The 12772-nt window shown below is 37.7% G+C and carries 13 protein-coding genes; 3 read left to right on the top strand and 10 right to left on the bottom strand.

Annotation, left to right across the window (positions count from 1 at the left end):
• Positions 1-722 precede the first annotated feature (722 nt).
• The 6 genes from JQC92_RS08415 to nadE form a co-directional block, all read right to left on the bottom strand.
• Positions 723-1136 carry a hypothetical protein gene (locus JQC92_RS08415; protein ID WP_204999229.1) on the bottom strand — a complete coding sequence of 138 codons (414 nt, stop codon included), beginning with the start codon at positions 1134-1136 and terminating at the stop codon, positions 723-725.
• A gap of 71 nt (positions 1137-1207) precedes the next feature.
• Complete coding sequence (locus JQC92_RS08420; RefSeq protein ID WP_204999255.1) at positions 1208-1762, bottom strand: thiol:disulfide interchange protein DsbA/DsbL; 555 nt, start codon at positions 1760-1762, stop codon at positions 1208-1210.
• A gap of 69 nt (positions 1763-1831) precedes the next feature.
• The gene (locus tag JQC92_RS08425) at positions 1832-2653 is read right to left on the bottom strand and encodes a Rossmann-fold NAD(P)-binding domain-containing protein (RefSeq protein WP_204999230.1); all 822 of its coding nucleotides are present in this window, start codon (positions 2651-2653) and stop codon (positions 1832-1834) included.
• A gap of 58 nt (positions 2654-2711) precedes the next feature.
• Entirely contained in the window at positions 2712-3926 is a 1215-nt protein-coding gene (locus tag JQC92_RS08430) for an HD-GYP domain-containing protein (protein WP_204999231.1), read from the bottom strand.
• 151 nt (positions 3927-4077) lie between these two features.
• A complete protein-coding gene (locus JQC92_RS08435; RefSeq protein ID WP_204999232.1) occupies positions 4078-4566 on the bottom strand; it encodes a DUF2919 domain-containing protein in 489 nt (162 codons plus the stop codon).
• Positions 4567-4662: 96 nt separating this feature from the next.
• Positions 4663-5499 (bottom strand): ammonia-dependent NAD(+) synthetase, encoded by an 837-nt coding sequence (gene nadE / locus JQC92_RS08440; protein ID WP_204999233.1) that lies wholly within the window; start codon positions 5497-5499, stop codon positions 4663-4665.
• Between the two features lie 313 nt (positions 5500-5812).
• On the opposite strand from nadE, the gene JQC92_RS08445 reads away from it, so the two are divergent.
• Together JQC92_RS08445 and JQC92_RS08450 are read left to right on the top strand one after the other, a co-directional pair.
• A complete protein-coding gene (locus JQC92_RS08445; protein ID WP_204999234.1) occupies positions 5813-6487 on the top strand; it encodes a response regulator in 675 nt (224 codons plus the stop codon).
• A gap of 32 nt (positions 6488-6519) precedes the next feature.
• Entirely contained in the window at positions 6520-7827 is a 1308-nt protein-coding gene (locus tag JQC92_RS08450) for an ATP-binding protein (RefSeq protein ID WP_204999235.1), read from the top strand.
• Here the strand turns inward: JQC92_RS08450 and JQC92_RS08455 are convergent.
• Together JQC92_RS08455 and corA are read right to left on the bottom strand one after the other, a co-directional pair.
• Complete coding sequence (locus tag JQC92_RS08455; protein ID WP_204999236.1) at positions 7820-8515, bottom strand: 2OG-Fe(II) oxygenase; 696 nt, start codon at positions 8513-8515, stop codon at positions 7820-7822. The genes JQC92_RS08450 and JQC92_RS08455 overlap by 8 nt on opposite strands.
• Before the next feature lie 102 nt (positions 8516-8617).
• Positions 8618-9565 (bottom strand): magnesium/cobalt transporter CorA, encoded by a 948-nt coding sequence (corA, locus tag JQC92_RS08460; RefSeq protein WP_204999237.1) that lies wholly within the window; start codon positions 9563-9565, stop codon positions 8618-8620.
• 374 nt (positions 9566-9939) lie between these two features.
• On the opposite strand from corA, the gene JQC92_RS08465 reads away from it, so the two are divergent.
• A complete protein-coding gene (locus JQC92_RS08465) occupies positions 9940-10608 on the top strand; it encodes a hypothetical protein (RefSeq protein WP_204999238.1) in 669 nt (222 codons plus the stop codon).
• 57 nt (positions 10609-10665) lie between these two features.
• Here the strand turns inward: JQC92_RS08465 and sucD are convergent, their stop codons facing one another.
• Together sucD and sucC are read right to left on the bottom strand one after the other, a co-directional pair.
• Positions 10666-11538 carry a succinate--CoA ligase subunit alpha gene (gene sucD / locus JQC92_RS08470; protein WP_204999239.1) on the bottom strand — a complete coding sequence of 291 codons (873 nt, stop codon included), beginning with the start codon at positions 11536-11538 and terminating at the stop codon, positions 10666-10668.
• The gene (gene sucC / locus JQC92_RS08475; protein WP_129945994.1) at positions 11538-12704 is read right to left on the bottom strand and encodes an ADP-forming succinate--CoA ligase subunit beta; all 1167 of its coding nucleotides are present in this window, start codon (positions 12702-12704) and stop codon (positions 11538-11540) included. The genes sucD and sucC overlap by 1 nt, the downstream gene beginning before the upstream one ends.
• Positions 12705-12772: the final 68 nt, after the last annotated feature.

Here is a 12772-nt window from a genome sequence, read left to right on the forward strand (position 1 = left end):
AAATTGCCGTTATCTACGTTAGAACATTTGCAAGTAGATTAACTACTTGCTGCACGTTCTGCCTTGCTACCGACAATTTTTTCTGCGCTTGAGAACGTACCCAACTGAGTTTTCTAGGTTGAATCATCCCAATTACTTGCCCAGATACCGCCCATATAAATTCCGTATATATTAAAATATACCGAGCCTGTTTCCTTTCCATCGATTGAGTAACGCACTAAATGGCTCTGACTCTGATTAAAATTAGAAACAGAACTACTCAATTCTTTAGTAGAAAGGGAGCTGCCCTGTATTCCGTGAGAGTATGTGAACAAGCTGAAGAATAAAGAAAAGAAAGCGGTTAGCAATCGAAATTCCATATTGCAAAACCCCATTAAATTCAACTATTTAATTAATGAAACACAAGGTAAAATATAATGACGGTATTAAGTATTCAATTAATCCTTAATGTTTTGATAACCTCGTAAGTTTATATTCAAGGTAATTAATGGTCTGTAAGCATTCACCAGAGGGGTATTGACAATTTCAAATTCCCGTTTATTGACATTCATAACCGCAAGGGTGCCGCTGTTTTGTGATGCAAGTATCACTTTTAAGGGTGTTTCACCATTTATTCCAAAAGTCAATACGGGGCTGGTGAATGGTTACAATGGTCTGATATCACTAGCTTTAACTTGATCGGCAGTGCTGTATAGGTTTGCATTGCTTACGCAGATCTAGAGTTAAGTATTAATAGGCTTCCACTCTACTTGCTCACCATAGTGGCGTGAAATCAACTGGTTAAATTCAGAAAAAGTTTCAATAAACTCCTCATGCCCAGTAAGACTAGCGTAACAAAATCGATAACAATTGTTTTTGAGCAAGTCATAATTACGAAATTGAAATACTTGATCCAATGCTTTTTGAGCTAAGACTTTATTTTTGATTGGTTGATTTTGAATACAAGATATATAGATAGTTTCACCAGAGCGATCTTTTAAAAAACGTTCAGGGGAAACAAACCTGATGAGTCCCGTTCCTTGTAGTTCGATGATTGAGTTATCAACCCAAACTCCAACATGTTTAATTACACCAAAAACATGGCAAGCAACAAAACTACCTGCTTGAGGTGAAACTGAAGAATGACTCTGAGGCATGATCTCTCCCTTTATTCATGCCTCAAACTTAACAAGACGTGCTATTTCATAAAGAAAATAAATGTAAGCAGTTATTTTTTAGCGACGAGAAACTGGACCAACTTTGCAAGTTCTTGAGCCGTATGCTCACCAGGATTAACTACATAAACACCGTTAACTAACAATGTTGGTACACCTGTAATTCCTGATAGCTCAAGCTGAATACCATAATTATCTAGCGTCGTTTTTTTATCTTTGCTGTTATAAACCTTATCAAATTCCTTTCCTGAAACGGCTTGGAATTCAAAAAATGCTTTCAACTGCTGAGCATTAGTGAATGGACCTGCTTCTTCATGGATGTAATGAAAGATTTTACTGTGAACTTGATTGGTTATTTTTAGTTTTTGAGCAACATAATAAGCTTCTTGACTAAGAATCCAACTCGGACGCCCTGCACCAACGGGAGTGCGCTTAAAGGTTACCTTACCTTTAAGCAACCGTGCCATTTTCTCGACAGTTGGCTCAGCTTGATAGCAATGAGGGCAATTGTAAGAAAAAAACTCTCTAACAACTGGTTTAGTTGCCTCAGGAAGCCCAGATACCTTTTTATAATCTTTTCCTTCTACAAATGTATTTGCAAAACTCATATGGCTTACACAAACAAGTAAAAACGATAAAAGCACTTTTGATAATTTGTAATTCAATTTTCTACTCCATTAACAGTGTTCTATTGCTACATATAAATTGTCGAATTTATATGTAAAATCAATATCTCTGGTAATCAAACTACCATCAACTTGCTTTTTAATCGCTGAATTACTCACAAAAACTGGAGGAACCCTGCCTAAACGTTTTATAGCTTCAGAGTAAAACTCACTTTTTGTTGGATGGTGTGGCGAACAAATATTATAAATACTCGAAACAGAATCCGCTTTTAAAACAGCTTTTACGGCATGTATACAGTCATCTAAATGAACCAAATTTACCGGTGCGTTCCCATCATCTACTTTATCTCGATTAGCAAAAAAACGTCCGGGATTTCTCTTAGGACCAATTAAGCCTGAAAACCTTAAAAGACAAGCATTTTCAAATTTTAGAAAAAGCTGTTCGGCTGTATAAAGTAACTCACTACCATTACTCAACTGACAAGCATCTCCTTCGTCGACGACTCTATCTAAATCAGGGTATACACCTGAAGTGCTGATAAAAATAATGCGTTTGTAAGTAAGAGGCTTGATTAACTTAAGCAACAGTTCCAACTCTTCAAGGTAATGTTTATTACCTGAGCGTGTTCGAGGAGGAATATTTACCAACAAGTAATCTGTTGCACAATCATTTAAATGATTTTTCGAATAATCATCGGATGAATTAAGCATTTGAGATAGGTCTAAAGCAACTGGGGTAATCCCTTTCGACTCGAGTAGCGAGAAACTCTCTGAGTTTCTTTTAGTACCAACAACGTTGAAACCATCGTCAACCAAAGCTTCAGCAAGAGGAAGTCCAAACCAACCGCAACCAATAATAGAAATACTTTTCAAAACAGATACTCGTAATTGTTTTTTAAGATTATTACATCGAGATAAAATCTCTACAAGTTTAGGATGTTGCTGCGGTGAAATAAAAACTTATCGGGGAAGTCGCTTTTATGCTGATTTTTGCTTGAGAAGATAAATCATCGACAGTAATCACTTTTACGATTTCAATATCTTCTTTAGATAGCGTTTTTAATGAAGCATCAGAGCCATCGACTTTACAGCACAATACACTTGGTTTTTTTACCTGTTCATTGGTGATCATAACTTTACCAACAGAATTATCAGAAAGTTTGACCAGTGTTCCAGGCGGATAAATACCCATTATTTTTACAAGTGCAGAAATTAAATTTGAAGAATGCTTTTTTGCACCGTTTTTAAATAAATGCCCCAGTGCTATTTGAGGTGTAGGAAACCTCACGTCACTCAATAAATTATCAAACTGATTCACTAAACTGACAATCTGCGTAGATAGTGGTATTTGCTTTGCTTTCAATTTATCAGGATAACCCGAACCATCAAGATACTCATGATGATGGCCAATAATATGAAGGGAAACCTTTGAAATATATTCCTGATCTTTTAAAACATTAACACCATAATTGGGGTGTAAATTATAAAAATTACGTTCACTGACGGTGAGTTCGTCTTTCTTTCTTAATATACTGTCGGGAACTTTAAATTTTCCGTAATCATGTAACAAACTGCCTAACGCAATATCTCGAATTAAATCTTGATCTACTTTTAAAAGTCTTGCCATTAGCATTGAAACAACCGCTACTGAAACACAATGTTGATTTATGCTAACTGAATTATCATTCCCTTCAACCAGTGTGAGATAAGGTTTGTCGACCTCTAACATATCAGCGAGTAAAGCTTCCACAGTAGAGGCTGATAAGCGATAAGCACCATTTGGATCCGTCACTATCTTACTGTGTACTGCTTTAGTATCTGAAATTGATTTATAAAATCGCTTTTGGCTAGCAGCTAAAGATTTTCTGAGTAATTTACTCTCATCCTCAAACAAAGGCTCGGCCTGAGTTAATTCTGTTGATTGTTGTTCTGAAATTTGCTCATTTTCAGCTGCAGAATTGACATCATCGAGTAGAATAACATAAGGAACACCTAGCCCTTTAATCATCTCAATTTCTACTTCAGATTTTAATATCACTCGATTTCTTAAAAAAGGGTGATTCGTCCATGATAATGGCAACTTTATAATCTGCCCGACTTTTAATTCTGAAACTGCTATTTCAGGCTGTGAAGACGACTTTGCCAAGTATTAGTTCCCTTAACTTGCTGCTTAATTTCTAAAATTAAGTTGAACATATTTTAAATGCTCAAATGTAATAAAGTATACTCTAACATTTCGTTTTTCCAGTAAAAGAGTCAAAAGTTAGACTATCCGTCGAGTAATTGAACTAAAAGTGTTAACTCGCCCCACTTTCCTCTTTAGGTTCATAGTCATTTTTAAGATACACTCCTAAATGCTGAGATTTGAAAACGTAGAGGAAACACCAAAAGACTCCCAATACCTCTAAACCTTTCACCCAATGAAAAACGAAATCAGTATGAAGTAAACGAAAATAAATCAATACAACTTCCATGAAAATAGAAGCAAACAACAACCAGCGTATTTTATGAAATAAAGGATAAATCCAAGCTAAAGTTCCTTTTCTCTCAAAAACAATCAACCCGTAGATAAAAACAGCAATCGCACCAGTTGCCAGCGCTGAAACAAAGTCGCTTTTCAGAGGATAAAAAAGTTTAACCAGTCCATCTCTTTGACCGGCCTGTGTTAATGACATTAAAAAAACACACCAACCTTTAGCCAGAAATACCAATACTAGATATAAAAACTTAGGAGTCTTAACTCTACCTTTATCGTCAAGCCAATTAATTCGAGAAAAATCTAACATCACATTGTTTACTAATGAAGGAATAAAAAAGAGATGGGGATTCCTCAGTGAAAGTTAAAGCCCTTCGACTGAGGATTATCAACTCGGCAAGTATATTTAATTTAAATCGTATAATGTCGGAATAGATTGGCGTTTATGTTCAGTACGCTGATAGATTGCGATAAGTTTTTGCTCAACTTCAGCGCTAACTTCACGTCCTTCAAGAAAATCATCAATTTGATCATACGTCAGACCAAGCGCAACTTCATCCTCCAACTGTGGGGCATTTTCTTCTAGGTCTGCTGTTGGAGCCTTACTTATTAGTGTTTTAGGTGCTGCTAAATATGTTGCAATCTTTCTAACTTGACGCTTATTTAAGCCGAAAATTGGTGCCAAATCGCATGCACCATCACCCCACTTCGTATAAAACCCGGTTAAATTTTCAGCACTATGATCTGTTCCAACTACCAAACCGCCTGAAAGTCCTGCAAGTTCATATTGAGCAATCATTCTCATTCTTGCTTTAACGTTGCCTTTTACAAAATCTAAATTAATATGCTCTGATTTGTAAATAGCTGCAGAATTAGCCGCAGAGACTACTTCGTTATGTATCCCTTCAACGCCATTACCAATATTTACCGTTACCAATTTTGACGGATTAATAAAAGAGCAAGCCAGCTGAGCTTCATCTTCGTCTTTTTGTGTTTGATATGGCAATCGAACAGCAATAAATTGATAATCATTTGAATCGTGTTCTTGATTAAGTTCATCAATCGCTAATTGGCATAGTCGACCAGTAACTGTTGAATCAACACCGCCGCTAATACCTAAGACAAGTGTTTTACTATGGGCTCTAGACAGAATTTGTTTTATGAATGAGACCCTTCGCTCAACCTCAAGAACAGGGGAAATTTCCTCAAGGACTCTCATTTCTGCTAGTATATGGTCTTTCACCTTAGTCTCCAACTTAGTCTAAATCATTAAAACTTGTTAATAATCAGCAAAATAAGTTTATTTTATTGATATTATCAAACATATGATACTTCATCTGAAACTATTTCAGCACTTGTATCTAATATTTTTTTCTCTGATGGTATTTAATCTGAATTTTTGCTGGCAACAAAACATTATTTTGTATATAAGATAAACAGACATACTTTAAAAGTGTCTGCTATGCTTTGTAAAAGCCAAATAAAGCACAAACGGAATTAAGTACTTTATTCAACCACTAACCTAGCGTTTTGCTTCAAGATAACGGAATGTAATAATGCGAATACTGGTCGTTGAAGATGACCCACTTTTGTCTCATCATCTCAAAGTTCAACTTAGCGAGCTTGGAAATCAAGTTCAAGTTGCCCTCAATGCAAAAGAAGGTCATTATCAAGCTATAAATTATCCAATTGATGTTGCTATCGTGGACTTAGGTCTTCCTGATCTCGATGGTGTGAAGCTCATTCAAAAACTTAGAGAGGATGATTTAAAAGCTCCCATTCTCGTCCTTACAGCGCGAATGCACTGGAAAGATAAAGTTGATGGGTTGAATGCTGGTGCAGATGATTATCTAGTTAAGCCTTTCCAGAAAGAAGAGCTTGTTGCTAGACTCGATGCATTAGTAAGAAGAAGTGCGGGATTTGCAAAACCTCTCATTACAAGTGGAAACCTCGAGTTAGACTTAGCAGCAAAACAAGTCACTTTGTTTGACTCACCAGTGGATGTAACTGCATTTGAGTACCTTATTTTAGAATACTTGATGCGCCACAACCATGAAGTCGTCACAAAGAGGCGTTTACTTGATGTTATCTATGCAGATCGCGAGGGTGATCCAAACACCATAGAAGTTATGGTCAGTCGCTTAAGGAAAAAGCTTGCTAGGAATGGATTAGAAAACCCAATAAGCACTATCCGCGGCCAAGGTTATAAGTTTAATCAACCATGCAACTAAAATTTTTTCGATGGAACAGCTTGATCACTAGAATGTTATTAAGCTCTTTCATAATCATTTTTGTTTTAGGAACTTCACTGGCTTGGCTCATTAATGAGTTACACGCTCAGAAGGTATACAACTTTCAAACAGAAGAATTAATGGCAGACTTACCTCAAGCCATTAAAAATATTAAACAACAGCATTTCGAAGGCTTAAATGATGCCAATATAATGGCAGCAACTAACCCCATTGACTTCATAATGGTGAGTTGTGACGAAAATTATAAGCAAGTATGGACATCCAAGCTAGCATCACACCGTAACCTCGAACATATCTGTACAAAATACCGTGCCATCTCATCACAGAAACCTCCTTATTATTTACAGCTGGATGATGGTAAAGATTATCTGATCTATTCAATACCACTTGAAGCTAACATGAAAAGATTTGAACTTCTCGTTTTGAAAGATGCTAAAGGCTTCAGTAAAGAATATGAAGTTTATAGTAAACATACGTACGTTGAGCTTCTTATCATACTCACTATTACTTTTATTTTTATGTTGATTGCGGCTTTTTGGGGACTGAAACCATTTCGTAATATGCGAAAAGAGCTCAATCAAATAAAGAAAGGTCAAAAAGAAGAAGTTGATGGTTTATACCCTGCAGAATTCAAAACACTTTCTTTATCTATTAACCGATTAATTAAACAATCTCACGCTCAGGCTGAACGATATAAGAATACATCTGATGACTTGGCTCACAACCTTAAGACAAGGCTGGCTTCAATTAAAGTGCTCGTTGAAGATACCGAAATTATTGATACAGAAGTAAAGCGACAAATTTCTGAACAAGTATTTCAAATCGATAACTCAGTAAATTATCACTTAAAAAGAGCCTCGTTAGGCCGTAATTCATTAAAAGATGAACGAACAGAGCTTTATCCTGCTATCGCTGAACTTGAAAACGTTTTGAATAAAATATATCAAGAAAAGAACATTTATCTTTCACAAGATTTAGAGCCTAATATCAACTTCCCTGGGGATAAAGACAACTTAACAGAACTTTGTGGAAACCTATTAGAGAATGCTTACAAACTTTGTCTTTCTAAAGTTCATATAGAGTCATACACCGCTAATGAGACCTTTTTCCTAATTATTGAAGACGATGGAAAAGGCATCGACCCAAATATTAAAGAGTCTATTTTAGAAAGGGGCTTCAGAGCCGATACTCAACATGATGGTAGTGGCATAGGTCTGGCCGTTTGCCATGAAATCATTACTTCATATAACGGCCAAATCAAATTTGAAGACTCACGTTTAGGCGGCGCAAAAGTAGTTATTAAAATACCAATTAACTAATTGGTGCATAAAGCCTTTCAGCGCGATTAAACATGACCCAAGACGTCGCAATATACTTATCGTGACTCTTGGGAATTCCACCTCTATGTGTATGGGTAAACCCAGCTGGCGCTATGACCATCGTACCTTTCTTAGGTTTTACGTTGCGGTTTTGGTAGTAAAACTCTGTCTCACCGCCCTCTTCTACATCATTAAGGTAAAACATATAAAGAACGACTCTATGTAAAGCTTCATTATGCTCATTCTGTGGAAACTGCTCTGAATGCCAATGATGATATCCACCGACACCTTTCTCATATTTTTGTAGGTTAATGGTACCACTGCGATAGAGATATTTAACAAGCGGTTGAGCCCTTGGTTTTCCCAGACGTTCAAAATTATCAGGTGATAAGAATACCGATTTACCATTTTCATCGGCAACGGCTACTGAAACAGCCCCCATGAGTGCCATGCAATACTTTGTAAAATAGTCTGCCGCTTTATCAAGCGTGTAACCTAAGAGTTCGTTCTTTACGGCAGCTAATTCTGGGTAGGTATCTAAAGTAAGGTCATGACTGTTCTTCTTTTCTTTATCAACCCCATGTCCAGTAGACCCATCTCTCACACCCTTATGAGATTCAAAGATGTGTATTAAACGATCACAAAATTCTTCCGGAAGTGCATCGGGGTATACTTCAATAAAATCCATATTAATACTCGGCTTACCACAAAGTAATTAAGATAACATTTTATTAACTGAATATTCCAATTCTTATTAGGGCTTCTATAAGAATTGGTGATTAGAATAAGGTTATAGCCAGCGCTTCTGTTTGAAAAAGAAGTAAGTGCCTACTGCGCTAGCAAGCATTAAAGCAATTGCCATCGGATAGCCTAATTTCCATGATAACTCAGGCATATCAACAAAGTTCATTCCATAACTACTTGCAATAAGTGTAGGAGGTAAAAATACCACTGCTGCAACTGAGAAAATTTTAATAATACGATTTTGCTGAAGACTGGTGAACCCCATAGCAGCATCGAGTAAAAAGTTTAATTTGTCGAAAATAAACTGACTGTGAGGCATTAATGATTCAATATCAGCAAGCATCTCACGAATGTCTTTTAAGTCCTCATCTGTCATACGACCACGGTAATAACGCTGCATATAACGAAGTGAACGCTGTGTATCGAGCAAACTCAGTCGAATCTTGCCGTTAGAATCTTCTTGCAGAGTGATCAGTTTAAAAACATCATCTAGTTCTTCACTTTCAAACACTTCAGCGCCAACATTCTCAAGCACTGTATATACATCTTCAATAAGATCTGAAAGGTAATCTACTTTGAGATTAAAAAACTCAAGAAATAACTCTTGTGGTGTAGTCACCTTTAACCGACCAAGACGGAGGTAATTCCTTAATAAGCGAACCAGACCGACATCTTCCTCACGTATTGTTAGTAAGAAGCTATCACGTACATTAAATGAGATGTTTACTGCTCTAACATCTTGCCCAACACGTTGTGGAAATAAAGAATTAATATGAAGTCCATCGGCGTTTTGATAGAAACGTGCAGAAGCCTCAATATCATTAATATCTTCTTCATCAGGGACTTCTTCGACGGAGAACCGACTTAACCACTCACGCTCTTCATCTTCAGGTTTATATAAATCTAGCCATAGTGTTTGTTCAGGAACATCATCCTCAACAGTTAACTCTTTGATCGTCAGGCGGCGGTTTTTGTATAGGTAAGCTGTGATCATAATTGCCCCTACTTGCCGTCAATTCAACTCATTGACATGCTATGGTTTATTTTGTCGGCTAGTGTACCTGATAAATAATTAAGATAAAGGCTTAGTTAGGAGACTAAGAGAAAAATATTAACAATAAGTGACTTAATCACAATTATCAAATCCGTTGCAAATAAATCCTATTTGGGGTTAAGAATAAAAGCTGTCAGCTTTACTAATACAATGAAGTTTCATTCACTGGAATATGAAACTGATTAATTACACATTAGTAAGAACAATTTAATTTAATAAATATTTCATAATTTTTATTACCTTAAGCTGTAGTTAAGCACACAAAAATATAATACACGATGAAAAGATATTACTCGTTATAAGAGAGAGAATTTATGGCACAAGCATTAACAAATCAAAGCTCTCTAGCTGAAAAGCTATGGCTAGGAAATAGCAAAACTATACAGCACAGAGGTCACCATTTTGCTCTTACAGATTGTGCGGGACAGTGGGCTCTAAAACCCATAGCAGAAAATTTAAGGGAACCCTTATCTCTTGGTAGTGTATTAAGCAGATATTTTGCAGCAAAAGCTATCCAAGGGAAAATAAGAAGAGAGAACTTCACCCCTAATACTGCGCTAAAAGACACTCAAAATGTGAGCAAGCAAGACAAAAACGAAGAAGCTGCCTTAGACGCTGCCATAAAAGAAACGTTTACTGTTGAAAAAACAACAGTAAAACTTGAGACTTCACCTAAGTATCAGAGATTCACCGCTCATTCTGAGTACAATGATTTTGGGTACTTACCGACTATTTCATGCCCTATAACTGGAAAAAAACTTACAAGAGAAGAAGCTGTTCAAATTAATATTTCACGTGAAGAATGGGTTACTTGTTCTCGGGCAGGAGTGAGACAACTTTTACTAGGTAAATCTCCTTCAGTTGAAACTAGATTAAGTTCTCGTTTACAGGTTAATGAACTTAGGGCTGTTAATTCCAGTAACTTGGGAGATACTGTACAAATTAAGTCTCAAAATATCTTACGTCAACACAGATGGTCATAAGCAACAGCAAAAATAAGTGAGGCCAGCAAGCTGACCTCTAATCAAAAAGCTAATGAGTTACCAACCCGTCTTCTTGCGAAGTGCTTTACCGATATCAGCTAGAGAGCGAACCGTAGTTACGCCTGCAGCTTCTAGAGCAGCAAATTTTTCGTCAGCCGTACCTTTACCACCAGCGATAATTGCACCGGCATGTCCCATACGTTTACCAGCAGGAGCCGTAACACCCGCAATGTAAGAAACAACAGGCTTAGTTACGTTCGCTTTGATGTATTCAGCCGCTTCTTCTTCAGCTGTACCACCAATTTCACCAATCATAACGATAGCTTCAGTACCTTCGTCGTTTTGGAACATTTCTAAAACGTCGATGAAGTTAGTACCTGGAATTGGGTCGCCACCAATACCAACACACGTTGATTGACCAAAGCCTTCGTCAGTCGTTTGCTTAACGGCTTCATAAGTCAAAGTACCAGAACGTGAAACGATACCTACTTTACCTGGCTTGTGAATGTGACCTGGCATAATACCAATTTTACATTCGCCTGGAGTGATAACACCTGGGCAGTTAGGGCCAATCATACGAACGCCAGTTTCAGCTAATTTAACTTTAACTTCTAGCATGTCGATTGTTGGGATGCCTTCAGTAATACAAACGATAAGCTCAATGCCACCGTCAATTGCTTCAAGGATCGCATCTTTACAGAAAGGCGCTGGTACGTAGATAACTGAAGCAGTAGCGCCAGTTTCAGCAACTGCATCTTTTACTGTGTTGAATACAGGTAGACCAAGGTGTACTTGACCGCCTTTACCCGGAGATACGCCACCAACCATTTTAGTTCCGTAAGCAATAGCTTGCTCAGAATGGAAAGTACCTTGACCACCAGTGAAACCCTGACAGATTACTTTAGTATCTTTATTAATTAATACAGACATTATTTGCCCTCCGCAGCAGCAACAACTTTCTCAGCAGCGTCAGTCAATGATTCAGCTGCAATAATGTCAAGATCTGAACTTGCTAATACTTCACGACCTAGTTCAGCGTTAGTACCTTCAAGACGAACAACAACAGGAACTTGAACACCAACTTCTTTCACTGCGCCAATGATGCCTTCAGCAATCATGTCACAACGTACGATGCCACCAAAGATGTTTACTAGAACAGCTTTAACGTTGTCATCAGAAAGAATGATCTTGAATGCTTCTGCAACACGTTCTTTCGTTGCACCGCCACCTACGTCTAGGAAGTTAGCTGGCTTTCCACCGTGTAGATTTACGATGTCCATTGTGCCCATTGCTAGGCCAGCACCGTTAACCATACAGCCAACGTTTCCATCTAGTGCTACGTAGTTAAGTTCAAACTTAGCGGCGTGCGCTTCACGTGGATCGTCCTGTGAAGGATCGTGCATTTCACGGATTTTAGGCTGACGGAATAAAGCGTTACCATCAACACCAATTTTTCCGTCTAGGCAGTGAATGTTGCCTTCTTCAGTGATTACTAGAGGGTTAATTTCTAATAATGCGAAATCATGATCGTTGAACATGTTCGCTAGACCCATAAACACTTTAGTGAACTGCTTCATTTGAGTTGGAGTTAGACCCAACTTGAAACCAAGATCGCGTGCTTGATATGTTTGTGGACCAACGAGTGGATCGATGATTGCTTTGTGAATCAACTCTGGAGTTTCTTCAGCAACTGTTTCAATCTCAACACCACCTTCTGTAGAAGCCATGAACACAACACGTTGTGTACCACGGTCAACAACAGCACCTAGGTATAATTCATTTGCAATATCAGTACAGCTTTCTACTAGAATCTTAGCAACTGGTTGGCCACCTTCATCAGTTTGGTAAGTAACAAGGTTCTTACCAAGCCATTGTTCAGCAAATGCTCTGATTTCTTCTTTATCGCCAGTAACTTTAACGCCACCTGCTTTACCACGGCCGCCTGCGTGTACTTGACACTTAACAACCCACATATCACCGCCAATACGTCCAGCAGCTTCAACAGCTTCTTGGGCTGTGTCACATGCAAAACCTTCAGACACTGGCAAACCATATTCGGCAAACAATTGTTTTGCCTGATACTCATGCAAATTCATGATGATCTATCCGTATACTACTTATAAATAAAAACCGGCCCGATTGGGCCAGTCACTAGGGTAATGTC

Origin of the sequence: Parashewanella hymeniacidonis (genome assembly GCF_016900895.1) — a bacterium.
GTDB classification, from domain to species: domain Bacteria; phylum Pseudomonadota; class Gammaproteobacteria; order Enterobacterales; family Shewanellaceae; genus Parashewanella; species Parashewanella hymeniacidonis.